At 71.1% G+C, this 26559-nt stretch carries 20 protein-coding genes and 1 riboswitch; of the genes, 17 read left to right on the forward strand and 3 right to left on the reverse strand.

Annotation, left to right across the window (positions count from 1 at the left end; genetic code table 11):
* Positions 1 to 154: 154 nt before the first annotated feature.
* The 3 genes from ACLZN2_RS16145 (at position 155) to ACLZN2_RS16155 (ending at position 4945) form a co-directional block, all read left to right on the forward strand.
* On the forward strand, positions 155 to 1150 hold the full coding sequence (locus tag ACLZN2_RS16145) for an SMI1/KNR4 family protein (RefSeq protein ID WP_416979149.1): 996 nt from the start codon (positions 155 to 157) through the stop codon (positions 1148 to 1150).
* Positions 1151 to 1158: 8 nt separating this feature from the next.
* Positions 1159 to 3894: an SUKH-4 family immunity protein gene (locus ACLZN2_RS16150; protein WP_416979150.1), complete on the forward strand. Its 2736-nt coding sequence runs from the start codon at positions 1159 to 1161 to the stop codon at positions 3892 to 3894.
* A 199-nt stretch (positions 3895 to 4093) separates the two neighbouring features.
* The gene (locus ACLZN2_RS16155; protein WP_416979151.1) at positions 4094 to 4945 is read left to right on the forward strand and encodes a cellulose-binding protein; all 852 of its coding nucleotides are present in this window, start codon (positions 4094 to 4096) and stop codon (positions 4943 to 4945) included.
* A 196-nt stretch (positions 4946 to 5141) separates the two neighbouring features.
* On the opposite strand, the gene ACLZN2_RS16160 is transcribed toward ACLZN2_RS16155, so the two are convergent.
* Positions 5142 to 6695, reverse strand: a complete 1554-nt coding sequence (locus ACLZN2_RS16160) for an MFS transporter (RefSeq protein WP_416979152.1) — start codon at positions 6693 to 6695, stop codon at positions 5142 to 5144.
* Between the two features lie 530 nt (positions 6696 to 7225).
* Between ACLZN2_RS16160 and ACLZN2_RS16165 the strand changes: the two genes are divergently transcribed.
* The 3 genes from ACLZN2_RS16165 (at position 7226) to mfd (ending at position 14414) form a co-directional block, all read left to right on the forward strand.
* Positions 7226 to 8014 carry an ABC transporter ATP-binding protein gene (locus ACLZN2_RS16165; RefSeq protein WP_416979153.1) on the forward strand — a complete coding sequence of 263 codons (789 nt, stop codon included), beginning with the start codon at positions 7226 to 7228 and terminating at the stop codon, positions 8012 to 8014.
* On the forward strand, positions 8011 to 10593 hold the full coding sequence (locus tag ACLZN2_RS16170; protein WP_416979154.1) for an ABC transporter permease: 2583 nt from the start codon (positions 8011 to 8013) through the stop codon (positions 10591 to 10593). The genes ACLZN2_RS16165 and ACLZN2_RS16170 overlap by 4 nt, the downstream gene beginning before the upstream one ends.
* A gap of 287 nt (positions 10594 to 10880) precedes the next feature.
* Positions 10881 to 14414, forward strand: coding sequence for a transcription-repair coupling factor (gene mfd / locus ACLZN2_RS16175; protein ID WP_416979155.1), 3534 nt, complete (start codon positions 10881 to 10883; stop codon positions 14412 to 14414).
* A 143-nt stretch (positions 14415 to 14557) separates the two neighbouring features.
* Here the strand turns inward: mfd and ACLZN2_RS16180 are convergent, their stop codons facing one another.
* Positions 14558 to 14752, reverse strand: a complete 195-nt coding sequence (locus ACLZN2_RS16180; RefSeq protein WP_416979156.1) for an Rv0909 family putative TA system antitoxin — start codon at positions 14750 to 14752, stop codon at positions 14558 to 14560.
* A gap of 193 nt (positions 14753 to 14945) precedes the next feature.
* On the opposite strand from ACLZN2_RS16180, the gene ACLZN2_RS16185 reads away from it, so the two are divergent.
* Positions 14946 to 15719: an HNH endonuclease family protein gene (locus ACLZN2_RS16185; RefSeq protein ID WP_416979157.1), complete on the forward strand. Its 774-nt coding sequence runs from the start codon at positions 14946 to 14948 to the stop codon at positions 15717 to 15719.
* A gap of 7 nt (positions 15720 to 15726) precedes the next feature.
* Here ACLZN2_RS16185 and ACLZN2_RS16190 read toward each other — a convergent pair whose 3' ends face one another.
* Entirely contained in the window at positions 15727 to 16107 is a 381-nt protein-coding gene (locus ACLZN2_RS16190) for a hypothetical protein (protein WP_416979158.1), read from the reverse strand.
* Positions 16108 to 16246: 139 nt separating this feature from the next.
* Between ACLZN2_RS16190 and ACLZN2_RS16195 the strand changes: the two genes are divergently transcribed.
* The 10 genes from ACLZN2_RS16195 (at position 16247) to ACLZN2_RS16240 (ending at position 26476) form a co-directional block, all read left to right on the forward strand.
* On the forward strand, positions 16247 to 17077 hold the full coding sequence (locus ACLZN2_RS16195) for a glycoside hydrolase domain-containing protein (protein ID WP_416979159.1): 831 nt from the start codon (positions 16247 to 16249) through the stop codon (positions 17075 to 17077).
* Between the two features lie 158 nt (positions 17078 to 17235).
* On the forward strand, positions 17236 to 17880 hold the full coding sequence (locus tag ACLZN2_RS16200) for a SurA N-terminal domain-containing protein (protein WP_416979160.1): 645 nt from the start codon (positions 17236 to 17238) through the stop codon (positions 17878 to 17880).
* Between the two features lie 103 nt (positions 17881 to 17983).
* Positions 17984 to 18958 carry a nucleoside triphosphate pyrophosphohydrolase gene (locus tag ACLZN2_RS16205; protein WP_416979161.1) on the forward strand — a complete coding sequence of 325 codons (975 nt, stop codon included), beginning with the start codon at positions 17984 to 17986 and terminating at the stop codon, positions 18956 to 18958.
* 44 nt (positions 18959 to 19002) lie between these two features.
* The gene (locus tag ACLZN2_RS16210; protein ID WP_416979162.1) at positions 19003 to 20313 is read left to right on the forward strand and encodes a cytochrome P450 family protein; all 1311 of its coding nucleotides are present in this window, start codon (positions 19003 to 19005) and stop codon (positions 20311 to 20313) included.
* A 195-nt stretch (positions 20314 to 20508) separates the two neighbouring features.
* Positions 20509 to 21486 (forward strand): LysM peptidoglycan-binding domain-containing protein, encoded by a 978-nt coding sequence (locus ACLZN2_RS16215; protein ID WP_416979163.1) that lies wholly within the window; start codon positions 20509 to 20511, stop codon positions 21484 to 21486.
* Positions 21487 to 21694: 208 nt separating this feature from the next.
* Positions 21695 to 21864, forward strand: a riboswitch (cyclic di-AMP (ydaO/yuaA leader).
* A gap of 3 nt (positions 21865 to 21867) precedes the next feature.
* The gene (locus ACLZN2_RS16220; protein ID WP_416979164.1) at positions 21868 to 22578 is read left to right on the forward strand and encodes a transglycosylase family protein; all 711 of its coding nucleotides are present in this window, start codon (positions 21868 to 21870) and stop codon (positions 22576 to 22578) included.
* A 330-nt stretch (positions 22579 to 22908) separates the two neighbouring features.
* A complete protein-coding gene (gene eno, locus ACLZN2_RS16225; protein ID WP_416979165.1) occupies positions 22909 to 24210 on the forward strand; it encodes a phosphopyruvate hydratase in 1302 nt (433 codons plus the stop codon).
* A 135-nt stretch (positions 24211 to 24345) separates the two neighbouring features.
* Positions 24346 to 24822: an FtsB family cell division protein gene (locus ACLZN2_RS16230; protein ID WP_416979166.1), complete on the forward strand. Its 477-nt coding sequence runs from the start codon at positions 24346 to 24348 to the stop codon at positions 24820 to 24822.
* 26 nt (positions 24823 to 24848) lie between these two features.
* Positions 24849 to 25367 carry a DUF501 domain-containing protein gene (locus tag ACLZN2_RS16235; RefSeq protein ID WP_416979167.1) on the forward strand — a complete coding sequence of 173 codons (519 nt, stop codon included), beginning with the start codon at positions 24849 to 24851 and terminating at the stop codon, positions 25365 to 25367.
* A 149-nt stretch (positions 25368 to 25516) separates the two neighbouring features.
* Positions 25517 to 26476: an exopolyphosphatase gene (locus ACLZN2_RS16240; RefSeq protein ID WP_416979168.1), complete on the forward strand. Its 960-nt coding sequence runs from the start codon at positions 25517 to 25519 to the stop codon at positions 26474 to 26476.
* The last annotated feature ends 83 nt before the right edge of the window (positions 26477 to 26559 follow it).

The following is a 26559-nucleotide window of genomic DNA, read 5'->3' on the forward strand; positions in this document are numbered from 1 at the left end:
CGTCGTACCGCATAGGCTGTCGGCACCGTGATGCGCGCGGTGGGCGCGTGTTGGAGAACCGTTGGAGACAGTCGATACGGGGCGTGACGGGTCGGGTCCGGATGTGGGGCCGGTCGTTGCGGGTCGTACCAGAGTGCCGCAGGGGGCAATCGCCATGACGACGAGTCGGCTCGGGCAGCAAGCCGCGCCGCCCAATGCGGCCTATGCCGGGCAGGTCGTGCACTTCCCGGATCCGGTGCGGGCGACGCGGCATCCGAGGGGGGTGCGGGTGGATGAGCGTGGTTATCCGGATTTTTCGCCGTACGCGCGTGCGGCGGCGGAGATCGCGGAGCCTCCGGAGGGTTTCGGGGTCGATGAGTTGCGGTTGACGGATTATGTGTCGGCGAACGCGGTGTTGGCGGCGGCGGGGCATGAGTTGTGGGACACGGTGCCGAATGTGGCGACTCCGCATGGTTGGACGTGGCATCACGTGGTGGGTTCGCGGCGGCTGGAGTTGGTTCCGGTCGAGGTGAAGGCGTTGCTCAGGCATCACGGTGGGTTGGCGACGGCGCCGGTGGATCAGTCGAAGCGGGGGACGCGGCCGTTGCAGGAGACGCGTCCGGTGCATGTGGGGTTGCCGAAGTCGGGTGTGGCGGTGACCGAGGGGCAGGTGCAGGGGGTTGAGGAGGATCTGGGGTATCGGTTGCCGGGGGCGTACCGCTCGTTTTTGAAGGCGGCGGGTGGGTGTGCGCCGGTGGGTGCGGCGTTGGACGCGGAGTTGGGGTTGTTGGTGGATCAGCCGTTCTTCACGGTGCGGGACGAGGCGGCGGTCAATGATCTTGTGTATGTGAACAAGTGTCTGCGGGATCATCTGACGAAGGACTATTTGGGTGTCGGGTTCGTGCAGGGTGGGTTGTTGGCGGTGAAGGTGAAGGGCGATCGGGTCGGTTCGGTGTGGTTCTGCGCGTACGACGATGTTCGGGACGTGGATCCTTCGTGGCCGCCGGCGGAGCGTACGGGGCGGTTGTTGTTGCCGTGTGGTGACGACTTCGACGTGTTTTTGTCGCGGTTGGCCGGTAATCCGCCGGAGTTGGAGACGGTGGCGAATCTGATGGTGGACGGCGGGTTCGCGCGTGCGGTGCCCGTGGCGTCCGTCGGTGCGGGGGAGTGAGCTGAGCGATGGTGACGTTCGCGCAGGCGCAGGAGCGCGCCGAGGAGTGGGTCAACGGGGATGTTCCGGCGTATCAGCATCGTGAGGTGCGGGTGCGGGAGTTCGGGCTGGGGTTCGTGGTGTGGGCGGAGGACCGTGTGGAGGGGCCTCGGTCGGACGGGGGTGCGCATCGGTTGGTGATCGCCCGGGACAGCGGGGAGGCCACGTTGTGGCCGGCGTTGCCGGTGGGTGAGGTGATTCGCCGTTACGAGGAGGAGTACGGCCGTGCGGACGAGCCTCAGGACGCGGTGCCGGCGCCTGCGGCGCGGGTGGATCTGAATCAGACGTCGTTCTTGTTGTCGCCGCCGGAGTGGTTGCAGGAGGCGGCGGACAAGTTGGGGATCGGGGAGGGGCGGGGGGCTGATTCCGGGTCCGGGTCCCGGGCTGGGTCCGGGTCCGGTGCGGGTGCAGGCGCGGGTGCAGGCGCGGGTGGGGGCGCGACGCCTGATCCCTCGCTGCCGCGGACGCAGGCCGGGGTGCCGGGGAGTGGGCTGCCGCGGACGCAGGCCGGGGTGCCGACGGGGCCGTCGGCCGGTGGGCCGGGGCGTCCGGTCGCGGCGACGCCTCCGGGGGCCACGCCGTGGACGGGTACGGACACGAACGGCCTCGCCGGTGAGGATCGTTCCGTACCGCTGCCCGCGACGGTCTTCGCGCCGCCGTTGAGTGGTTCCGACGAACCCGTGCCGCCGCCCGCCGGGCTGCCGGACGCCAAGACGGCCCTGATGAAGGGCGGCAGCCAGCTCCCGCCGACGGCGGTCGCTCCGGCGATGGACGAGTCGGGCAGGGTGGTCGAGGAGGGCGGGCCGGGGGCCGCGGGCACACCGGGCGGCACGCCGCCGCGGGGGCCGGGTGGTTCGTCGTACGGGTATCCGCAGGGGCCGGGGGGTGCCGGTGGTCCCGGGGCCGGGCAGGGGGCCGTGCCTGCGCATCCTCAGCCGCAGGCGGGTGCGCCGTCGTACGGGGCGGGTGCCGCGGGCGGGGGTGCGCCGGGGCGGCCGCTCGCGCCGAACGCGGGTGACATCGCCGATGCCGCGACCAGCAAGGCGGCGCCGCCTCCGCGTCGTGCCCGCGGTGGGGCCACGCCGCCTCCTCCGCCGGGTGCGCCGGGTGCGCCTGGTGCCCGGCCGGGCGGTACGCCGCCGCCTCCTCCTCCGCCGCCCGGTCCGGGTGCGCCGGGTACGCCGGGTGCCGCGGCGGGCGGTTATGTGCCCACGCAGCTGGTGTCGGCCCTGGGGCCGGACGGGCAGGCCGGTCCGGGTGCGCCGCAGGCGCCGGGTGTCCCGGGCGCTCCTGGTGCGCCGAACGCGCCTGCCGGGCCGAACGCGCCGGGCGGTGCTCCTCCCGGTGATGTTCACCATGCCGCGACGATGCTTGCCAACCCTGCGCAGATGGGGCCGGGAGGTTCCGGCGGCCCCGGGGGCGCGCCGCGGCCTCCGGGCGCCCCTGGCGCTCCGCAGGCGCCCGGCGTCCCGGGTGCGCCCGGCGCACCCGGCGCTCCCGGTGCCCCGCACCAGGCGCAGACCGTGCTGGCGGGGCCGCCGGTCGGTGCCCCCGGTGCGCCTCCGCCGCCCGCCCCGGTTGCGCCGGGCGCTCCGGGAATGGCCCCCGGCGGCCCCGGTGCCCCTGGGATGCCCCCGGGCGCCCCTCAGGGGATGCCTCCGGGTGTGCCTCCGGGTGTGCCCGGGGCGGGGCAGCCGTCGGCGTACGGGTATCCGCAGCAGCCGCCCGGGCAGCCGACGGTCGGGCCGGGCTACCAGGCCGTGTTGCGCTACCGTGCGCAGGACGGGTCGGAGCAGCAGGTGATCCGGCGTTCGGCGCCGGGCACGCCGCACCCGGAGTGGCAGATCTTCCATGAGCTGCGGGCGATGAACGTGCCCCCGGACCAGGTGCTGGAGCTGCACACCGAGTTGGAGTCGTGCGAGCTGCCGGGTGCGTACTGTGCGCGGATGATCCGGGAGCAGTGGCCGCAGGCGCGGCTGGCGAGCATCGCGCCGTACGGTACGGATCACGCGAGCCGGCAGCAGGGTATGCGTCAGTTGCTGGCGCACCAGGGTGAGTTGCACCAGGTGGCCGACGGTCCCGCGCGGCCCGCGCCGGTGCGGGCGGCGTTGCCGCCGGTGCAGCCGGCCTCGCCGATTCCGCCGGAGGCGATCGCGCAGGAGTTGGGTGCGGCGTTCGGGCCGGGGCTGTTCCGGTTCGAGCAGGCCGCGGTGTCGCGGCAGGGTGTGCCGCCGGTGGTGGCGCACACGCTGGTGGTGGCGGGTCTGCCGTTGGACATGGGGCCGTTCTTCTGGGCGCAGGCTCAGCCGGGGCGGCCGGTGCCGACGTTGGCGGAGCTGGCGGCGGAGCGGGGTGTGCAGGCGGCGCCGGACGCGGGTTCGTACCTTGTCATGGGCAGTGATTTCGGCAAGGCGATCTGTGTGCAGTACGGGACGGCGAACATCGTCGCGGTGCCGGTGGAGGCGGGGCCGGGTGGCGGGTCGGTGCCGCCGCAGTTCGTGAACACCGGGCTGCCGGAGTTCCAGCGGTGTCTCGCTCTGCTGGGCCGGATGTGGCGGCTGCGGTTCGGTCTGAACCAGGAGCAGGCGGGGCGCTGGACGGTGGACTTCCAGGCGCAGTTGGCCTCGTTGGATCCGGCGGCGCTGGGTTCGCCGGAGAGCTGGTGGTCGGTGCTGCTGGAGCAGATGTGGGACGGGCTGTTGTGAGGCGCGCGTCCCGCTGACACCGGGTGTGTCGAGGGTCGGGTCGGTCGTATGACCGGCCCGACCCTTTTGCGTGCCCGGAGTGTCGCGTTATGAACACTTAAGTCCGATACATCAAGATATGCTGGAAATCATCATTTCGCGTCCGTCTGGTGGAAGGGGCTACAGCATGAGCAGCGCACGGGTGTCATCGCCTGGGTTCGTGACCGTTCTCGGGCGCGGCTACCGGCCCAAAGAAGTCGACACGTTCACCGCCGCGCTCTCCGCCGAACGCGACGCGGCCTGGGAGCGGGTCACCCGGCTCACGGTGCTCGCCAAGGACATGGTGGTGGAGGCCAAGCGGCTGCGCGAGGCCTGCACGGAGATCAGGCCGCAGACGTACGACACGCTCGGGGAGCGCGCACGGCGCCTGTGGGAGCTCGCGCAGGAAGAGGCGGCGGGGATGGTCGAGCGTGCCCGGAACGAGGCGCGGGAGGAGGTCGCGCAGGCCGAGGAGCACGCCGACACGCTGCGCCGGACGGCGCAGGAGCAGGCGGAGACGACCCGCACCGAGGCCAAGGAGTACGCCCACAAGCGGCTGCTCTCGGCGCGTGCCGAGGCGCAGGGCATCCGGGTCACCGCGCGCCGCAAGGTGAAGGAGTTCCGCGGTGCGGAGCTCGACGCGCTGCGCGAGGTACGGCATCGCACCGCGGGCCTGCTCGTGGAGCCGAAGCACGAGCACGCCGAGAAGTGGGCGGCGGCGGACCGTGAGGCCGCCGAGCGGATCGCCGCACAGGACGCCAACAACGAGCGGGCGGTGGCCCGTGCCGAGGAGGCGCTGGCGGAGGCGCAACGGGAGTTCGCCGAGGCCCAGGAGATGATCAACCGGCGTGAGGAGGAGGCACGCGCGCGTGCCACGCAGATCCTCGCCGAGGCGCGGCTGAAGGAGGACCGTATCGCCCAGGAGACCGAGCGGGTGGTGCGCAAGCACCATGAGCACTGCGAAGAGGTGCGGGGACACATGGACCAGGTCCAGGAGAGCCTGAGGGCGCTCACGGGCCGCCCGGCGGAGTGACCGCCGGGGTCTCGTCGGGTCCCTCGCCCGCCTTGCCTTCCTCGCCCGCCTTGCCTTCCTCGCCCGTCTCGCTCGCCTTGCCCACCGGGCTCGCGTGTCTCCGCGCCCGGTGGGCGTCGGATCCCCTTGCTTGCGTCGGCTGCCCCTGCGTACCGCCGCCCCCGCGAGGATCCACCCTTCCGTCGGTTCATTTCCTTTACGACTGCCCTTCCGCCGGTTCCTTGGCCGACGGCAGGTCTCCCGGCTCCCCCAGCACCGGGAACCGGCGCGGCGCCACGCACAGCAGCACCAGGAAGGCGAGCGCGGCGGCGCACGACGCGCCCAGGTACACGGCGTGTACGGCGCTCGCGACAGCGCGCCGGACCGACTCGGGTGCCGTACCGGCGTCGAGCGCGCGGGTGACCGAGTCCAGATCGCCCGCCCCGCCCAGCCGGGCGGCCAGCACCCCGTTGGCGACCGCGCCGAACACCGACGCGCCGATCGTCTGCCCGGTCTGCCGGCAGAACAGCACCGACGCCGTCGTCGTACCCCGCTCCGACCAGCCCACCGTCGACTGCACGCCCACGATCAGCGGCAACTGGAAGAGGCCGAGCGCCGCGCCGAGCACCAGCATCAGCAGTGTCGGCTGCCAGGCCGCGCCGGGATACGGCAGGAACGGGAACGCCAGCAGGATCAGCGCGGCGGCGCCGATGCCGAGCAGCGCGGTGTCCCGGAAGCCGATCCGCCGGTAGACGTGCTGGCTCAGCGCGGCGGACACCGGCCAGCTCAGCGTCCACACGGAGAGCACGAAGCCGGCCGCCACGGGCCCGAGGCCCAGCACCGACTGGGCGTACGTCGGCAGGAACACCGACGGCGCCACCATCAGCAGACCCAGCGCGCCCAGCGCCAGGTTGACCGCGGCGATCGTGCGGCGCCGCCACACCCACCCGGGGATGATCGGCTCCGCCGCCCGCCGTTCCACGACCACCACGAGCCCGGCCAGCACCAGCCCCGCACCGAACAGGCCGAGCGACGGGGCCGACAGCCACGGCCAGGCCACGCCGCCCTGCACCAGCGCCGTCAGCAGCACTCCGCCGCACGCGAACACGGCCAGCGCACCCGCCCAGTCCACACGCGCGCGTGCCGGCGATTTCGGCCGCGACTCCCTGTGGGGCTCGTGCAGATGACGGACGATCAGCCACAACGCCACCGCGCCGATGGGCAGGTTGACCAGGAAGATCCAGCGCCAGTCCGCGTACGCCGCGAGCACTCCGCCGAGGCCCGGACCCGCCACCGCCGACACCGCCCACACCGTGGACAGCTTCGACTGGATCCTCGGCCGCTCCTTCAGCGGGTACAGATCGGCGGCGAGCGTCTGCACCGTGCCCTGCAGCGCCCCGCCGCCCAGACCCTGCACCACCCGGAACGCGATCAGCGCCGCCATGTTCCAGGCGAGCGCGCACAGCAGCGAGCCCAGCAGGAACAGTGCGGCGCCCACCACCAGCACCGGTTTGCGGCCGAAGGTGTCGGAGAGCTTGCCGTAGACGGGCAGGGTGACCGTCACCGCGAGCAGATAGCCCGAGAACAGCCAGGAGAAGACCGAGAACCCGCCCAGGTCGCCGACGATCTGCGGTACGGCCGTGGAGACGACGGTGGAGTCCAGGGCGGCCAGCGCCATGGAGAGCATCAGCGCGGCCACCACCGCGCCCCGCTTGTGCGCGCCCGTGCGCCGCGGTGCGGCCTCACGCGTCGCCGGTCTCGCGTCCCCCACCGGATGTCCTCCCCTGCCGTCTCCCGTGCCCCTTGCATCTATCTGCCGGAGGACAGCTTCCCACTTGCCCCGGGCGCCAAGGGAGCCTTGACCTTCACGCGACGGAAGGGTGCAGCCTGAGGCCACCGGGGGTGGAGCGGTGCGGGGCCGAAGGGTGGAGTCGACCCCGAGAGCCGCTCCACCCGGCGGTGGAGGGCCCCTAGGGGTACCTCCGTACTACGTCTCGGGGAGGGTTCGTCCCGGCGGAGGACGAGACCGGCCCGGGCGCGTCCTTAACCTGGCTTTATGCCGTTGGGGGCGGCCGGCCCCAGCGGCGGAGGGTGGGGTTAACCCCCCGGCAGGACGGGGCCCGGCACCAGCGCGCCGGACCCCCTCCCACCGCCAGACTCTTCGACGTAGCACTTCCGCACTTCCGCACTTCCGCAGTTCCGCAGTTCCGCAGTTCCGCACTTCCGTACTGCTCGCACCTCTTCCCGGTCATCCGCCGTGGCGGAGTGCGGTCCATTGACTTCCGACATAGGAGACTTACCGTGACTTCGGCTGTGACCATTCCCAGGCACGGGGGCACTGGAGGGCGTACGGCCGTCGCCGCGCGGGCGCGGCAGGTCGTCAAGGCGTACGGGTCCGGCGAGACCCGGGTCGTCGCCCTCGACCACGTCGACGTGGACATCGCGCGGGGACAGTTCACCGCGATCATGGGCCCCTCGGGGTCGGGCAAGTCCACGCTGATGCACTGCCTCGCCGGTCTCGACACCGTGACGAGCGGTCAGATCTACCTGGACGAGACCGAGATCACCGGGCTGAAGGACAAGAAGCTCACGCAACTGCGCCGGGACCGGATCGGGTTCATCTTCCAGGCGTTCAACCTGCTGCCGACGCTGAACGCGATCGAGAACATCACGCTGCCCATGGACATCGCGGGCCGCAAGCCGGACAAGGAGTGGCTGGCGCGCGTGGTCGACACGGTGGGACTCTCCGACCGGCTCAAGCACCGCCCCACGCAGCTCTCCGGCGGCCAGCAGCAGCGCGTCGCCGTGGCGCGCGCCCTGGCGGCCCGTCCCGAGATCATCTTCGGTGACGAGCCGACCGGAAACCTCGACTCGCGCGCGGGCGCCGAGGTGCTGGGCTTCCTGCGCCGCTCGGTCGACGAGCTGGGCCAGAGCATCGTGATGGTCACGCACGACCCGGTGGCGGCCTCGTACGCGGACCGGGTGCTGTATCTCGCCGACGGCCGGATCGTCGACGAGATGTTCAAGCCGACCGCGGACTCCGTCCTGGACCGCATGAAGGACTTCGACGCGCGGGGGCGTACGTCATGACCGTCATGAAGACCTCGATGCGCAACTTCTTCGCGCACAAGGGGCGCATGGCCCTCTCGGCCGTCGCGGTCCTGCTCTCCGTCGCCTTCGTCTGCGGCACGCTGGTGTTCACCGACACCATGAACACGACGTTCGACAAGCTGTTCGCAGCCACCTCCTCCGACGTCACGGTGAGCGCGAAGGGCGCCTCGGACACCGGTGAGACGACCTCCGGGAACGGCAAGCCGCCGGTCATGCCGGCCTCCGTGCTCGGCAAGGTGCGCGAGGTACAGGGCGTGAAGGCGGCCGAAGGGTCAGTCTTCTCCAGTGCGGTGACCGTCGTCGACGCGGACAAGGACAACCTGTCGCCGTCCAGCGGCGCACCGACCATCGTCGGCAGCTGGAACGCCAACGAGGCCCGCACCATGAAGATCACCTCCGGTGCGGCGCCGAAGGGCTCCGGCCAGGTCATGGTGGACGCGGACACCGCCGACAAGCACCATCTGAAGCTGGGCGACGAGATCGGCGTGATCAGCGCCGTCGGCACGCACGAGGCGAGGATCTCCGGCATCGCCACCTTCCAGGTGACCAACCCCGGCGCGGCGATCTTCTACCTGGACACGAAGACGGCCCAGCAGGCCCTGGTCGGCGAGTCGAACGTCTACACGAACGTCAATGTCACGGCGGCGGCCGGGGTGAGCGACGAGCAGCTGAAGAAGAACGTGACGGCGGAACTCGGCGCCGGCGGCTACCAGGTGCAGACGGCGAAGGAGACGGCCGACGCCAACCAGCAGGACGTGGGCGGCTTCCTGAACGTGATGAAGTACGCGATGCTCGGCTTCGCCGGGATCGCCTTCCTCGTCGGCATCTTCCTGATCATCAACACCTTCTCCATGCTGGTCGCCCAGCGCACCCGCGAGATCGGTCTGATGCGGGCCATCGGTTCGTCCCGCAAGCAGGTCAACCGCTCGGTCCTGGCCGAGGCGCTGCTCCTGGGCGTGACCGGCTCCGTCCTCGGGGTCGGCGCGGGCGTCGGCCTCGCGGTCGGCCTGATGAAGCTCATGGGCATGACCGGCATGAACCTGTCCACCGACGATCTGACGGTGGCCTGGACGACACCGGTGATCGGCATGGTCCTCGGCGTCGTCGTCACCGTCCTGGCGGCCTACCTCCCCGCCCGCCGCGCCGGCAAGGTCTCCCCGATGGCCGCCCTGCGCGACGCGGGCGCCCCGGCCGACGCCAAGGCCGGTGCCGTACGGGCCGTGCTGGGCCTGCTCCTCACGGGCGGGGGTGGCTACGGCCTGTACATGGCGGCCTCGGCCGACAAGGCCAAGGAGGGGTCCCTCTGGCTGGGCCTGGGCGTCGTGCTGAGCCTGATCGGCTTCGTCGTGATCGGCCCGCTGCTGGCGGGCGGCGTGGTCCGCGTCCTCGGCGCGGTCCTGCTGCGCACCTTCGGTCCGGTCGGCCGCATGGCCGAACGCAACGCCCTGCGCAACCCACGCCGTACGGGCGCCACCGGCGCCGCCCTGATGATCGGCCTCGCACTGGTCGCCTGCCTGTCGGTGGTCGGCTCGTCCATGGTGGCCTCCGCGACCGACCAGCTCGACAAAACCGTCGGCACGGACTTCATCATCCAGAGCGACGGCGGCCAGCCGATCACCGCGCAGGCCGTGCAGGCGGTGAAGTCGACGCCGGGGCTGGCCCGGGTCACCGAGTACAGGACCACCGAGGCCGACTACACCACCCCCGACGGCAAGACGCTCAAGGACACGGACATCACGGCGGCCGACCCGACGTACGCGACCGACCTGCGCACCGAGACGGTCGCCGGGAAACTCGCGGACGCCTACCTGCCCGACTCGATGTCCGTCCACGAGAAGTTCGCCGAGGCCCACGGCATCCGCCTCGGCTCGAAGATCAAGATCGCCTTCCGGGACGGCGCCACCGCCGAGCTGACGGTCCGGGCGATCACCAGCAGCGACGTCGTCATCGACGGGGGCGCGAAGTACATCTCCATCGCCACGCTCGCCAAGTACGTGCCGGCCGCCAAGATGCCCCTGGACCAGCTGGTCTTCGCCACCGCCGAGGACGGGCAGCAGGATGCCGCGTACACGGCGCTGAAGTCGGCGCTGCATGACTACCCGCAGTACACCGTGCGCGACCAGACCGACTACAAGGAGGCCCTGAAGGACCAGATCGGCCAGCTGCTGAACCTGATCTACGGCCTGCTGGCGCTGGCTATCGTGGTGGCGATCCTGGGCGTGGTCAACACGCTGGCCCTCTCGGTGGTGGAACGCACCAGGGAGATCGGCCTCATGCGGGCCATCGGCCTCTCCCGCCGCCAGCTGCGCCGCATGATCCGCATGGAGTCGGTGGTCATCGCCCTCTTCGGCGCCCTCCTCGGCCTCGGCCTGGGCATGGGCTGGGGCGCGACCGCCCAGCAACTCCTCGCCCTCCAGGGCCTGAACATCCTCGACATCCCCTGGCCGACGATCATCGGGGTGTTCATCGGCTCGGCCTTCGTGGGCCTGTTCGCGGCCCTGATCCCCGCGTTCCGCGCCGGCCGCATGAACGTACTGAACGCGATCGCGACGGACTAGACGGCGGCACGACCAAGGCACCGAGAAGCCACGGGGGCTTCTCGGTGCCTTCGTGTGCAAGCGGGTCGGCGCTTCTCTGTCCGACCGAGTCGGGTGGTGGGTGGGCATAGGCCGGGGGTCCAGGGGGCGGAGTCCACTGGCGGGACTGTCAGGGCCGCACCCTGAGAAACCCTGGTTGTCCACAGGCCCCGGCGAACGGCAGCGCCCCGTCGTACCCTGGACACCCCCGGCCCGTGACGCGTGTCGGGCCCTTCGCGTTGCCCACCCTCCGACGAAAGCCGCCCCGAATGAGCCTGCACGGTCTGCTCGACGCCGCCGTCTTGGACACCGCCCTCGCCGAAGCGATCCCCGCGGCCGCAGACGGCAACCGCATGCACATCGACCTGGTCGGCCCCCCGGCGGCCCGCCCCTTCGCCATCGCCGCCCTCGCCCGTGAGACCGGCCGTACGGTCCTCGCGGTCACCGCCACCGGCCGCGAGGCCGAGGACCTGGCCGCGGCCCTGCGCTCCCTGCTCCCGCCCGACACGGTCGTCGAGTACCCCTCCTGGGAGACGCTCCCGCACGAACGCCTCAGCCCCCGCAGCGACACCGTGGGCCGCCGCCTCGCCGTGCTGCGCCGCCTGGCGCACCCCCGCCCCGACGACCCCGAGACGGGCCCGGTCTCGGTCGTCGTGGCCCCGGTCCGCTCGGTCCTCCAGCCGCAGGTCAAGGGCCTCGGCGACCTGGAACCGGTGGCCCTGCGCACCGGCTCGCAGGCCGACCTGAACCAGACCGTCGAATCCCTCGCCGCAGCCGCCTACGCGCGCGTGGAGCTCGTCGAGAAGCGCGGCGAGTTCGCCGTACGCGGCGGCATCCTGGACGTGTTCCCGCCCACCGAGGAACACCCCCTGCGCATCGAGTTCTGGGGCGACGACGTCGAGGAGATCCGCTACTTCAAGGTCGCCGACCAGCGGTCCCTGGAGGTCGCCGAGCACGGCCTGTGGGCGCCGCCCTGCCGTGAACTGCTGCTGACGGACGACGTACGCACGCGTGCGCGTGCCCTCGCCGAACAGCACCCCGAACTCGGCGAACTGCTCCACAAGATCGCCGAGGGCATCGCGGTCGAGGGCATGGAGTCCCTCGCCCCCGTCCTCGTCGACGACATGGAGCTGCTCATCGACGTCCTGCCGAAGGGCGCCATGTCCGTCGTGTGCGACCCGGAGCGGGTACGCACGCGTGCCGCCGACCTCGTGGCGACCTCGCAGGAGTTCCTCCAGGCGTCCTGGGCGGCCACCGCCGGCGGCGGCGAGGCGCCCATCGACGTCGGCGCGGCCTCCCTGTGGTCGATCGCGGACGTCCGCGACCGCGCACGCGAGCTGGACATGATGTGGTGGTCGGTGTCGCCGTTCGCCGCCGACCTCGAACTGGAGGCGGACACCCTCCAGCTCGGCATGCACGCCCCCGAGACGTACCGCGGCGACACCGCGAAGGCCCTCGCCGACACCAAGGGCTGGCTCGCCGACGGCTGGCGGGTCGTCTTCGTCACCGAGGGCCACGGCCCGGCGGCCCGCACGGTCGAGGTCCTCGGCGGCGAGGGCGTGGCCGCCCGCCTGGACACGGACGTCGCGGCGCTGAGCCCCTCCGTCGTCCATGTGGCGTGCGGCTCCATCGAGTACGGCTTCGTGGACGCGGCGCTGAAGCTGGTCGTCCTCACGGAGACCGACCTGTCGGGCCAGAAGGCGGCCGGCAAGGACGGCGCGCGCATGCCAGCGCGCCGCCGCAAGACGATCGACCCGCTCACCCTGGAGGCGGGCGACTACATCGTCCACGAGCAGCACGGCGTGGGCCGCTACATCGAGATGGTGCAGCGCACCGTGCAGGGCGCCACGCGCGAGTACCTGGTCGTCGAGTACGCCCCCGCCAAGCGCGGCCAGCCCGGCGACCGCCTGTACATCCCCACCGACCAGCTGGAGCAGATCACCAAGTACGTCGGCGGCGAGGCACCCACGCTGCACCGGCTCGGCGGCGCCGACTGGACGAAGACCAAGGCGCGCGCGAAGAAGGCCGTCAAGGAGATCGCGGCCGACCTGATCAAGCTGTACTCCGCGCGCATGGCGGCTCCCGGGCACGCGTTCGGCACGGACACGCCGTGGCAGCGCGAGCTGGAGGACGCGTTCCCGTACGCGGAGACCCCCGACCAGCTCACCACCATCGCCGAGGTCAAGGACGACATGGAGAAGACGGTCCCCATGGACCGCCTGATCTGCGGCGACGTCGGCTACGGCAAGACGGAGATCGCGGTCCGCGCCGCCTTCAAGGCCGTCCAGGACGGCAAGCAGGTCGCGGTCCTCGTCCCGACGACCCTGCTCGTCCAGCAGCACTTCGGCACGTTCAGCGAGCGGTACGCGCAGTTCCCGGTCAACGTCCGGGCGCTGTCCCGTTTCCAGACCGACGCCGAGGCGAAGGCCGTCCTGGAGGGCCTGCGCGAGGGCTCGGTGGACGTCGTCATCGGCACCCACCGCCTGTTCTCCTCGGAGACGAAGTTCAAGGACCTCGGCCTGGTCATCGTCGACGAGGAGCAGCGCTTCGGCGTCGAGCACAAGGAGCAGCTGAAGAAGCTCCGTGCGAACGTCGACGTGCTGACCATGTCCGCGACCCCGATCCCGCGCACCCTGGAGATGGCGGTCACCGGCATCCGTGAGATGTCGACGATCACCACCCCGCCGGAGGAGCGCCACCCGGTGCTCACCTTCGTCGGCCCGTACGAGGAGAAGCAGATCGGCGCCGCCGTCCGGCGTGAACTGCTGCGCGAGGGCCAGGTCTTCTACATCCACAACCGGGTCGAGTCGATCGACCGTGCGGCGGCCCGGCTGCGCGAGTTCGTCCCCGAGGCGCGGATCGCCACGGCTCACGGCCAGATGTCCGAGACGGCCCTCGAACAGGTCGTGGTCGACTTCTGGGAGAAGAAGTTCGACGTGCTCGTCTCGACGACGATCGTCGAGTCCGGCATCGACATCTCCAACGCCAACACCCTGATCGTGGAGCGCGGCGACACCTTCGGCCTCTCCCAGCTGCACCAGCTGCGCGGCCGGGTCGGCCGTGGCCGCGAGCGCGGGTACGCGTACTTCCTGTACCCGCCGGAGAAGCCCCTGACGGAGACCGCGCACGAACGGCTCGCGACGATCGCCCAGCACACCGAGATGGGCGCGGGCATGTACGTCGCGATGAAGGACCTGGAGATCCGAGGGGCCGGAAACCTGCTCGGCGGCGAGCAGTCCGGGCACATCGCGGGCGTCGGCTTCGACCTGTACGTCCGGATGGTCGGTGAGGCGGTCGCGGACTACCGGCGCCAGCTGGAGACCGGGGAGATCGAGGAGGAGCCGCCGCTCGAGGTCAAGATCGAGCTGCCGGTCGACGCGCACGTCCCGCACGACTACGCCCCCGGCGAGCGGCTGCGTCTGCAGGCCTACCGTGCCATCGCGTCCGTCAACTCGGAGGACGACATCAAGGCCGTACGCGAGGAACTCGTCGACCGTTACGGCAAGCTGCCCGAACCGGTGGAGAACCTGCTCCTGGTCGCGGGTCTGCGCATGCTGGCACGCGCGTGCGGGGTCGGTGAGATCGTCCTGCAGGGCACCAACATCCGCTTCGCTCCGGTGGAGTTGCGTGAGTCGCAGGAGCTCCGTCTGAAGCGCCTGTACCCCGGCACGGTCATCAAGCCGGCCGTCCACCAGGTCCTGGTCCCCCGCCCGAAGACGGCGAAGGTCGGCGGCAAGCCGCTGGTCGGCAGGGAACTGCTGGGCTGGGTGGGGGAGTTCCTGGCATCGGTGCTGGGGTCGTAGTGCGGGAAGCCGTCCGCGGGAGGTGAGGCTGCGCGGACGGCTTCTCATTCGGATGGTGTGCGGGGTCCGGCCGCCCGGGCCGGACGTTCCTCCGTGGTCTCTCCGGCGGTCGCGTCATCGCCCTCGGGTGATCGCCTCGCGGGTCAATGCCCCTCGGGCCGGTCGGGCCGTTCGCGGTCCATGCCGAGTGAGCCCTCGATCCTCTGCTGGGCTTCGTCGACCTGACTCTCGTACGTGTTGCCCGTCCTCTCGTTGACCTTCCGCTCGGCCGCGTCGGACGTGTCCTTGGCCTTGCCCTGCGCAGCCCGGTTGTGCCTGAACCTGTCGAAGATGCCCATGCGGAGCTCCTTCCGGAGGTGACTCACCACCGACGATATTCCCGGGATGCGGCAGATGCCCACTTGGGGCGGTGGTGGTCTGGACCTCCTGTATGCCGCCGAGTGCCCCATCGGTACGGTGTGCACCGACGTCCGCCGGGGAAACCGCCCTGTGCGGGGTGGCAGCGGGCAGGCAAGGGGAGGGGCGCACGGGATGCGTCTGAGGGTTGGGGCGGCGACCGTCGCCATGCTGATGAGCGCGGTGACCGTCGCGACGGTGGCCGGCTGCACCGACCAGACCGTCGGCGGCGGCCTCGGATCCGGGTCGGCCTCCGGTTCGGGGTCGACGGACGGGCGGGCGGTCAGTCCGCTCAAGAACGCGGACGGTACGAAGCCGGGGCTCGCGCCGGTGACGACGGACGCGGACAAGGCGGCGGGTCGCCGTCTCATCGGGGAGCTGACCGTGAAGGGGCGGGGGCCGAAGACGGGTTACGACCGCGACGAGTTCGGCTACGCGTGGATGGACACGGCCGACGGGGTGCCGCTCGCGAGGAACGGGTGCGACACCCGGAACGATCTCCTTCGTCGCGATGGCCGGGACCTTCGTTTCCGAACCGGCTCCGACTGCGTGGTCATCGCCATGACACTGCACGACCCGTACACCGGGACGACCATCGAGTGGCGCAAGCAGCAGGCCTCCGAGGTGCAGATAGACCACGTGGTGCCGCTGTCGTACAGCTGGCAGATGGGGTCGTCGCGCTGGCCGGAGAGCAAGCGCGAGCAGCTCGCCAACGACGTGCTCAATCTGATCCCGGTCCAGGGCCGGGCCAACTCGGCCAAGGGCGACTCCGGACCCGCGTCCTGGCTGCCGCCCGACAAGCAGATCAGGTGCGCCTACGCGATCCGCTTCGCACAGGTCGCCCTCAAGTACGACCTCGCGGTGACGACGGCGGACAAGGCGACGATGCTGAGCCAGTGCCAGGACTGACAGCGCCCTAACCGCCGTACGGATACCCCTGCGGCCGGCCGTACGGCGGCCGGCCGTACACCGGCATGGGCGGTGAAGTCGGGGTCTTCTTGTCGAACACCCAGAAGACCAGCAGCGCGGTCGCCACCACCAGGGTCACCACGAAGGCGACGCCCAGGAACGGGTCACCGTCGCCTTCGCTCGAGTTCGAGTTCGCCGCCCACGGCAGCGTCACGCACTCGTACAGCACGAAGGACGCGCAGGCGCCCCAGTCGGAGGGGCGGCCGCGGCGCAGCGCCACATAGAGGAAGGGCACCCACACCAGCAGGCCCAGGGAGAACCACCCCAGGGCGGCCCAGGCCAGCCGCTGGAACCAGCCGCCCTCGAGCCGTCTCTCCGCACGCGTCATCGGCGTCGCCATGTTCATCCCGCCCCCAGGTCATCAAAGGGCAAGGGTAGGTCATGGCCGACGGTTCCCGACGCGTTACGGTACGAACCGTTTCGCACGCACGCATCGACGATCGACCGACAGAACGGGTGGGGTGGGGATGGCCGAGCACCGGCAGTCCAGGAAGCGCAGGTACATCACGTGGGGCGTGGCCGGGGCCGTCGTCGTCGCCGGTGCCGGGATCGCCGCCCAGCAGTCCATGGCGGCCACCACCTGGCCCGCCCAGAAGACCTACACGGGCCGCGCCTTCGACACCTGCGCCGCGCCCTCCCTGTCCGCGATGAAGGCATGGAAGACCGACGGCTTCTACGGCGCCGCAGCCGTCTACGTCGGCGGCAAGAACCGCGGCTGCAACCAGCCCAACCTCACCGCCTCCTGGGTCAAGTCCGTCAACTCCCTCGGCTGGAAGCTCATCCCGCTCTACGTCGGCGCCCAGCCGCCCTGCCAGACCGGCTCCAGCCCCGAGAAGATCACCGCCTCCACGGCCACCTCCCTCGGCGCCACCGACGCGGCGGACGCCGTCGCCAAGGCCTCCGCGCTCGGCATGAAGACCGGCAGCCCGGTCTACCTCGACATGGAGGCGTACGACGTCACGAACAAGTCGTGCAACGACGCGGTCCTCGCGTACGTCCGCTCCTTCAGCAGGACCCTGCGCGCAAAGACCTACCGCGCCGGCTACTACGGCTTCAGCAGCTCCAGCGCCAAGGCGATCGCCAACGCCACCGACAAGACGGACCTGCCGGGCAACCTGTGGTACGCGCTGTGGGACAAGAAGAACACCACGACCACCGACTGGCCGTGGGGCTCCACCCAGTTCACCGGTCACAGCCGCGGCCACCAGTACATGGTCAACAGCAAGGAGACCCGCGGCGGCCACACCATCACCGTGGACCGGGACGCCTGGGACGCCCCGGTCGCCCTCGTCGGCTGACCTCTCGCACCGACGAGCGGGCGGTGTCCGAGCGCGGCGGTGCCGGAAGTCCTGGTGAATCGTTGGTCGAATGGGTTGGCCACAGGCGCCCCACTGCCTACCATCGATCACCGCAAGACTTTGTGCACCGTCGCACAATCTCCGACCGGGAGGTTCCCTTGCACCGCCGTCGTCGTCGCACCGCGTTCCTCCTGTCCGCCGCGATCGTGGCCGCCCCCCTCCTCACCGCCTGCGGGAACGACGCGCATCCCGGCGCGGCGGCCGTCGTCGGCGGTGAGCGGATCACCGTCTCGCAGCTCGAGAACCGGGTGAGCGAGGTGCGCGAGGCCCAGCGGGCGGCCGTCCCCGACGAGGCCCAGTACGCCCAGGTCGTCGCCCAGACCGGCAGCCTCACCCGGGACACCCTGCACGGCATGGTCCTGGACGAGGTGCTGGAGCGCGCGGCCGAGGACGCCGGCCTCACCGTCAGCCGCCTGGAGGTCCAGCAGGCGCGGGCCGGCCTGGAGCAGCAGTGGGGCGGCGCGCAGGGCCTTCAGACGGCCTGGCTCCAGCAGTACGGCATCCCGCCGCAGCGCCTCGACGCCAACCTCCGCCTCCAGCTGCAGGCCCAGAAGCTCGCCGCGCAGCTCGGTACCACCACCAGCGACCCCGCCTTCTGGAGTGCCCTGTCCAAGACGTCGAAGGAACTCGGCATCGACCTCAACCCGCGCTACGGCAGCTGGGACGTGAAGACGGTCAGCCGCGTGGACGCGAAGACGCCGTGGGTCCGCGAGATCACCGCGGCGAGCACACAGACGACGTGACAGTACGACCTCAGGGTCATATGCCCGTGTGACGGTATGACCGGCTGCCCTGCCTGTGGACAACTGAGCGGAGCGGCCGGCGGGCGTGGGTTACGTTCGGGGTGTGAACGATGTGACCGCACCCACCGGCTCCACGACGGGCCGAGTCGTCCTGCTGACCACCAGCCACCGGGTGGCCCCCGGCCTGCTGTCCTGGCCCGCCTGGCAGACCCTGCGCACCGCGGACCGCGTCCTGTGCGCCGACGGTGCCCACCCCCAGCTGCCGTATCTGCGCGAGGCGGGGATACGGGTGGAGGAGTCCTCCCCGACCGCCGAGGCCCTGGTCACCGCCTGCGCCGGCGGACGCACGGTCGTGGTCGTCGCGACCGGCGAGGGCGAACCGGCCCTGACGGACGGCCTGGCCCGGCTGGCCGGCTCCGGCCGGGTCGCGATGCCCGAGCTGGAACTGCTCCCCGCCTCCTACGACCTGCCCGGCGCCCGCCTCCTCGACCTGATCCAGGTCATGGACCGCATCCGCCGCGAGTGCCCCTGGTCCTCCCGGCAGACCCACAAGGGTCTCGCGAAGTACGGCATCGAGGAGGCCTACGAACTCGTCGAGGCCATCGAGGACGGCGACCGCGACGAACTCCGCGAGGAACTGGGCGACGTCCTTCTCCAGGTCGTCTTCCACGCCCGCATCGCGGAGGAGGACGAGGACGCCCCCTTCTCCATCGACGACGTGGCCGCCACCATCGTCACCAAGCTCGTCCACCGCCACCCGCATGTCTTCGGCGACGCCACGGCGACCACCCCGGAGGAGGTCAAGGCACACTGGCTGCGCACGAAGGCGGTGGAGAAGCAGCGGGAGTCCGTCACGGACGGCATCCCCCTCCACCAGCCCGGCCTGGCGCTGGCGGCGAAACTCTCCTCCAGAGTCCGCTCGGCCGGCCTCGAGGTCCCCCTCCCCGCCGCCGAGGGCATCGGCTACGAACTGCTCGCCCTCGCGGCACGGGCGGAGGCGGAGGGCACCGACCCGGAGGCGGCCCTGCGCGCGGCGGCCCGCGTCTACCGGGACGCGATCCGGGAGCGGGAGAAGTAGAAGTGCCGGCACACGAGAAGCAGGAAGCCGGGAAACAAAGAGCAGTGACCGGCCGGCCCCATCCCCCGACCGCCGCCCCGCCGGCTCCCGAGCTCTTCACCTGGGAGTTCGCCACCGACCCCTACCCCGCCTACGCCTGGCTGCGCGAGTACGCCCCCGTGCACCGCACCCGGCTGCCCAGCGGAGTGGAGGCCTGGCTGGTCACCCGGTACGCCGACGCGAAGCAGGCCCTCGCCGACCAGCGGCTCTCCAAGAACCCCGCGCATCACGACGAGCCCGAGCACGCCAAGGGCAAGACCGGTATTCCGGGCGAGCGCAAGGCCGAGCTGATGACGCATCTGCTGAACATCGACCCGCCGGACCACACCCGGCTGCGGCGGCTCGTCAGCAAGGCGTTCACCCCGCGCCGGGTCGCCGAGTTCGCGCCCCGGGTGCAGGAGCTGACCGACGACCTCATCGACCGGTTCGCCGGCCGGGGCGAGGCCGATCTGATCCACGACTTCGCGTTCCCGCTCCCCATCTACGCGATCTGCGACCTCCTCGGCGTGCCCCGCGAGGACCAGGACGACTTCCGGGACTGGGCGGGCATGATGATCCGTCACGGCGGAGGGCCCCGGGGCGGTGTCGCGCGCTCGGTGAAGAAGATGCGCGGCTATCTGCTGGACCTCATCCACCGCAAGCGCGAGGGCCTCCCGGACCGGCCCGCGCCGGGCGAGGACCTCATCTCCGGTCTCATCCGCGCCTCCGACCACGGTGAGCACCTCACCGAGAACGAGGCCGCCGCGATGGCGTTCATCCTTCTCTTCGCCGGCTTCGAGACCACCGTCAACCTCATCGGCAACGGTACCTACGCCCTCCTCACCCACCCCGAGCAGCGCGACCGGCTCCAGCGGTCCCTGGCGAAGGGCGAGCGCACCCTGCTGGAGACCGGCGTCGAGGAACTCCTGCGCTTCGACGGCCCCGTGGAACTCGCCACCTGGCGCTTCGCCACCGAGCCCCTCACCCTCGGCGGGCAGGACATCGCCCCCGGCGACCCCGTCCTCGTCGTCCTCGCCGCCGCCGACCGTGACCCCGCCCGCTTCACCGACCCCGACACCCTCGACCTCTCCCGCCGGGACAACCAGCACCTCGGCTACGGCCACGGCATCCACTACTGCCTGGGTGCCCCCCTCGCCCGGCTGGAGGGCCAGGCCGCCCTCGCCACCCTCCTCACCCGGCTCCCCGACCTCCGACTCGGCGCGGACCCGGCCGACCTGAGATGGCGCGGCGGGCTCATCATGCGCGGACTGCGCACCCTGCCCGTGGAGTTCGCACCGGTCCGTGACCGTCCGATGCCGCACAGAGAGCTGACCTGAGGTCAGCGAGGGTGCGGCCGCCCGGCGGGGCAAAGGTGACCGACCCTCAAGTCTGTGATCTTCACGTGATCTGCGCGGCATTAACTTGTGACAAGTGATCGTCTGCCGATACGTTCGTTCGTCAGTGCGGCGAACCCGCGTGTGCTCGCACCGCCCGTCGCGCCAGGTCACTGCTGTCCAGAGAAAGGCCCCCGCATGCTCTCCGGGAACGGTCGTCACCGTCGCCCCCGTCAGGCTCCGGCCCTCCTCGTCGCGGCCGGAGTGACCGGCTCCGCCATCGCCCTCCCGCTGCTCGCCGCCGGCGGCGCGAGCGCCGCCGACGGCACGGTGTGGGACAAGGTGGCGCAGTGCGAGACCGGCGGGTCCTGGAGCGCCTACGACGGCAACGACGAGTTCGGCGGCCTGAGCCTCAGCCAGGAGGAGTGGGAGACGTACGGCGGCCTCGACTACGCGAGCCGCCCCGACCTGGCCAGCCGCAACCAGCAGATAGCCGTGGCCCAGAAGCTCCTCGCCGCGGAGGACGTCGGCGCCTTCGGCACCTGCGGGCTGACGTCCGGGCTCACCAAGCTGATCGGCGCGGAGGGTGTGGGCACCGGGACGGCGGACGACGAGTCCGACTCATCCGATTCATCCGAGTCTTCCGGATTGTCCGACCTGTCCAAGGGGTCGAAGTCCGACTCCGGCAATTCCGGCGAGTCCGGCGAGGACTCGTCCACTCCGTCCGGCGATGCGTCCGCTTCGCCCTCCGAGTCCCCTTCGTCCAGTTCCTCCTCCAAGGCGAACGACTCCGGCAAGTCCGGCACTTCGGGCGACGGTGAGGGTGGCACGCAGGGAGCCGACAGCTCGCCCACGGTCATTCCGGAAGTGGACGACTCGGGCAATTCGGTCCAGGATGCCGGAACTTGGAGTCTGGTCGACACCGGCTCCCTCGTCTCCGGCCGTCACCGTGGCGCCACCGCCGACGAGGCCGCCTCGGGCGGCACCTCGCCCGCCTCCTCCGGCCGGCATGCCGCCTCCACCTACACCGTCCGCGAGGGCGACACCCTCGGCTCCATCGCCGACTCCCTTGGTGTCGACGGCGGATGGCGTGCCCTTTACGCCGAGAACAGGGACCTCATCGGCGCCGATCCGAGCGACATCATGCCCGGGCAGACCCTCGACACGACGGTGTAACACGGGGCGAACACCCCCAAAAACCCTAGGAGTTCATGCCCCGCTTCGCGCTGAATGTCCGGTTTGGTGAAAGTGTGGGATGAGTCTCAGAAGTCGTGATCGTCTTTGAAATTCCCCGGTTCGGGTGTCTACGGTCGGGACCGCTCGGCAATCCGAGCCCCGGCCGCCGCAACGCCGAATCCTGCCAGCGGCAGCCCGGGAACAGTCGTCGCGTCAAGCGCCGTAGGCAGGAGCGGGGGACCCAAGGTAAGTGCCGGGCCCGGCGGTTGACCGCCGGAACCGGCTCGGGGTGTAGCCGCGCACCGTGAGGTGCGCGGCCGGGCAACTCAACCGGCCCGAACCCGACAGCTCACCTCGCAGGCGTCGGTGAGGGGATGAACCATGCTGTTTTCCGGCAAGGGCAAGCACCGTCGTCCGTCCAGGGCCACCCGGGTCGCCGCTCTCGCGGGCGTCACCGGTGTCGCCATCGCCGCCCCGCTGATCGCGGCCGGCAACGCCTCCGCCGCCACCGCCTCCGAGTGGGACGCGGTCGCCCAGTGCGAGTCGGGCGGCAACTGGTCCATCAATACGGGCAACGGCTACTACGGCGGCCTGCAGTTCTCCGCCTCCACCTGGGCCGCGTACGGCGGCACCGCCTACGCCGCGCGCGCCGACCTGGCCGGCAAGGAACAGCAGATCACCATCGCCGAGAAGGTCCTCGCGGGCCAGGGCAAGGGCGCCTGGCCGGTCTGCGGCACCGGCCTGTCCAACACGCCGTACGGCGGCGGCAGCTCCAGCGGCACCGGCTCCTCGTCGAGCTCCGGAAGCTCCGGCAGCTCCGGCTCGAGCAGCTCCACCACCCGCTCCACCGAGCAGCAGAGCTCCTCCCGCTCCGCCGAGCGCCCGGCCGCCTCCAAGACGGTCACCACCCCGACCGGCAAGAAGGTCAAGAAGGGTGACGGCGAGTACAAGGTCGTCAAGGGCGACACCCTCAGCTCCATCGCCGAGAAGCACAAGGTCAAGGGCGGCTGGCAGAAGCTGTTCCAGCTGAACAAGGACATCGTCGAGGACGCGGACCTCATCTACCCGGGCCAGCGGCTGCACCTGAAGTGACACCCGCTTCCCAGCGGGGCCACAGGCCGCTCACAAGGTGGCCCCGCACACTGAAGGCCTCGTGAGGGTCACCCCCCGTCCCCACGGGCTCCCCGCTCCGGTGCGTGTTCCCCCGTACGCACCGGGGCGGGGTTTTCTTTGCCCGTGTGTTCGCCTCCGCGCCACCCGCTCTTTGTTCCGATGGGGAACAATGTGTACGGTCAGTTTGTCCACGGGACGGTCGGTCGGCTGCCGACGGCCCCGGGGCGGATAGGCTCTAGTCGCAAGGCTCACCAAAGGCCGACAAGGCCCCTGTGCCCCGCACAACCAGCGTCACATCCCAAGAAGGAGATGCTCGTGCCGTCCATCGACGTCGTCGTAGCCCGGGAAATCCTGGACTCCCGAGGCAACCCCACGGTCGAGGTCGAGGTCGGCCTCGACGACGGCAGCACGGGTCGTGCCGCCGTCCCGTCCGGCGCCTCCACCGGTGCCTTCGAGGCCATCGAGCTCCGCGACGGTGACCCCAACCGCTACCAGGGCAAGGGTGTCGAGAAGGCCGTCCTCGCCGTCATCGAGCAGATCGGCCCGGAGCTCGTCGGCTACGACGCCACCGAACAGCGCCTGATCGACCAGGCCATGTTCGACCTGGACGCCACCGACAACAAGGGCTCCCTCGGCGCCAACGCCATCCTCGGCGTCTCGCTCGCCGTCGCCCACGCCGCCTCCGAGGCCAGCGACCTCCCGCTCTTCCGCTACCTGGGCGGCCCCAACGCGCACCTGCTGCCGGTGCCGATGATGAACATCCTGAACGGCGGCTCGCACGCGGACTCCAACGTGGACATCCAGGAGTTCATGATCGCCCCGATCGGCGCGGAGTCCTTCTCCGAGGCCCTGCGCTGGGGCACCGAGGTCTACCACACCCTGAAGAAGGTCCTGAAGTCCAAGGGCCTGTCCACCGGCCTCGGCGACGAGGGCGGCTTCGCCCCGAACCTCGGCTCCAACCGCGAGGCCCTCGACCTCATCCTCGAGGCCATCAAGGAAGCCGGTTACGTCCCCGGCGAGCAGATCGCCCTCGCCCTCGACGTCGCCGCCTCCGAGTTCTACAAGGACGGCAAGTACCTCTTCGAGGGCAAGGACCGCTCCGCCGCCGAGATGACGGAGTACTACGAGGAGCTCGTCGCGGCCTACCCGCTCGTCTCCATCGAGGACCCGCTGTTCGAGGACGACTGGGCCGGCTGGAAGGTCATCACCGACCGCCTCGGCGACAAGGTGCAGCTCGTCGGCGACGACCTGTTCGTCACCAACCCCGAGCGCCTCGCCCGCGGCATCGAGGAGGGCACCGCCAACGCCCTGCTGGTGAAGGTGAACCAGATCGGCTCGCTCACCGAGACCCTGGACGCCGTCGAGCTCGCCCAGCGCAACGGCTTCAAGTGCATGATGTCCCACCGCTCCGGCGAGACCGAGGACGTCACCATCGCCGACCTCGCCGTCGCCACCAACTGCGGCCAGATCAAGACCGGCGCCCCGGCCCGCTCCGAGCGCGTCGCCAAGTACAACCAGCTGCTGCGCATCGAGGAGATCCTCGACGACGCCGCGGTGTACGCCGGCCGCTCGGCCTTCCCGCGGTTCCGTGGTGGGGTCTCCAAGGGCTGACCCCGCCCGGGTCGGGCGACAGCCAGTCGTACGTACGTCCCCGTACTCGGTCCCGTACCGTGTGCGGGGACGTACGCGCGTGTGACGCGTGTGAGACGTACGCGCGCGTGTGTGAAAAGGGGAGGCGCGAAGCCGATGGCCGTGAAGGACCGGGACCGTTTCTCCACCGCGACCAGACTGCGGCTGCTCGGCGAGCAGACCGCGGCCCGCGTCTACCGCTCCCAGACCAAGCGCCAGGCCCGCCGCTCCCGCCTCACCGGCCGCGCCGCGCTGCTCGCGCTCGTCCTGTGCACCCTGATCGTCGCCCTCGCCTACCCGATGCGGCAGTACGTCTCCCAGCGCGCCGACATCGCCGATCTGGAGCGCGAGAAGGCCGCGGCCAGCCGGCGGGTGGAACAACTGCGCGACCTCAAGGCACGCTGGCAGGACGACGCGTACGCCGAGCAGCAGATCCGGGAGCGGCTGCACTATGTGATGCCGGGGGAGACCGGCTTCATCGTGATCGACCCCGACGCGGTCAAGAAGGCCCGCGCCGCACTCGGGGCGGCCGACCGCCCCTGGTACTCGAACGTCTGGGACGGGGTCGACAAGTCCGACGCCTCCGACCAGTGAACCGACAGAGAGACAGTCCCCGAAGCATGGAAACGCCCCCGCCGACCACCCCGCGCACCGAGCCCACCGACGCCGACGTCGAGGCCTTCAAGCAGCAGCTCGGCCGTCCGCCGCGCGGACTGCGCGCGATCGCGCACCGCTGCCCGTGCGGTCAGCCGGACGTCGTCGAGACGGCGCCCCGGCTGCCCGACGGCACCCCCTTCCCGACGCTGTACTACCTGACGTGCCCGAAAGCGAACTCCGCGATCGGCACGCTCGAGGCGAACGGCGTGATGAAGGAGATGACGGAGCGGCTCCGGACCGACCCGGAGCTCGCGGCCGCCTACCGTGCCGCGCACGAGGACTACGTCCGGCGGCGGGACGAGATCGAGGAGCTGAAGGGCTTTCCGAGCGCGGGCGGGATGCCGGACCGGGTGAAGTGCCTGCACGTGCTCGTGGCGCACTCGCTGGCGGCGGGGCCGGGCGTGAACCCGCTGGGTGACGAGGCGCTGGCCATGCTGCCGCAGTGGTGGGCCAAGGGGACGTGCGTGGTTCCCGCCGAGTGATTCCGCCGAGTGATCTCGCCCCCGCCGCCCCTTCCCGTCCCGTCCCCGGGGGGCGGCAGCCCCCGGACCCCCGCTTCGGCCCTGAACGGGCCTCGTCCTCAAACGCCGGACGGGCTGATTCTGCTTACGTATGTTTGGAAAGGCGCCCTATGATCCGCGTCGCCGCCATCGACTGCGGTACCAACTCCATCCGTCTCCTCGTCGCCGATGCCGACCCCGAGACCGGTGAACTGGTCGAGCTGGACCGCCGTATGACGATCGTCCGCCTCGGGCAGGGCGTCGACCGGACCGGCCGGCTGGCCCCCGAGGCGCTGCAGCGGACCTTCGCCGCGTGCCGGGAGTACGCGGTGGCGATCAAGGAGCTCGGCGCGGAGCGGCTGCGGTTCGTCGCGACCTCCGCCTCCCGGGACGCCGAGAACCGCGACGAGTTCGTGCGGGGCGTGCTGGACATCCTGGGCGTCGAGCCCGAGGTCATCACCGGTGACCAGGAGGCCGAGTTCTCCTTCACGGGCGCCACGAAGGAGCTCAAGGGCCGTACGGACCTCACCCGCCCCTACCTGGTGGTGGACATCGGCGGCGGTTCCACGGAGTTCGTGGTGGGCGAGGAGCACGTACGGGCGGCCCGCTCGGTGGACGTCGGCTGTGTGCGGATGACCGAGCGTCACCTGGTCGTGGACGGGAAGGTGACCGACCCGCCGGCCGCCGAGCAGATCGCGGCGATGCGCGCCGACATCGAGGCGGCCCTGGACCTCGCCGAGGAGACGGTCCCGCTGCGCGAGGCGCACACGCTGGTCGGCCTCGCGGGCTCCGTGACGACGGTCTCCGCGATCGCGCAGGAGCTGCCCGCGTACGACTCGGCGGCCATCCACCACTCGCGGGTCTCCCACGACCAGGTCCGCGAGATCACCGAGTGGCTGCTGCACTCCACCCACGCCGAGCGCGCGGCGATCGCCTCGATGCACCCGGGCCGCGTGGACGTGATCGCGGCGGGCGCCCTCGTCCTCCTGTCGATCATGGAACGGATCGGCGCCCGGGAGGTCGTGGTGAGCGAGCACGACATCCTCGACGGCATCGCGTGGTCGGTGGCGGGGGCCCCGGGGACCCTCTGAGGGCACTCCGCTGAGCAGCCCGAATGACGCATGAGCGTCCCGCCGGGGCCCTCGCGGTGGCCCGAAACGGTTCTCCGCGAGAC

Origin of the sequence: Streptomyces sp. T028 (assembly GCF_048159505.1) — a bacterium.
In the GTDB taxonomy this organism is placed as follows: Bacteria; Actinomycetota; Actinomycetes; order Streptomycetales; family Streptomycetaceae; genus Streptomyces.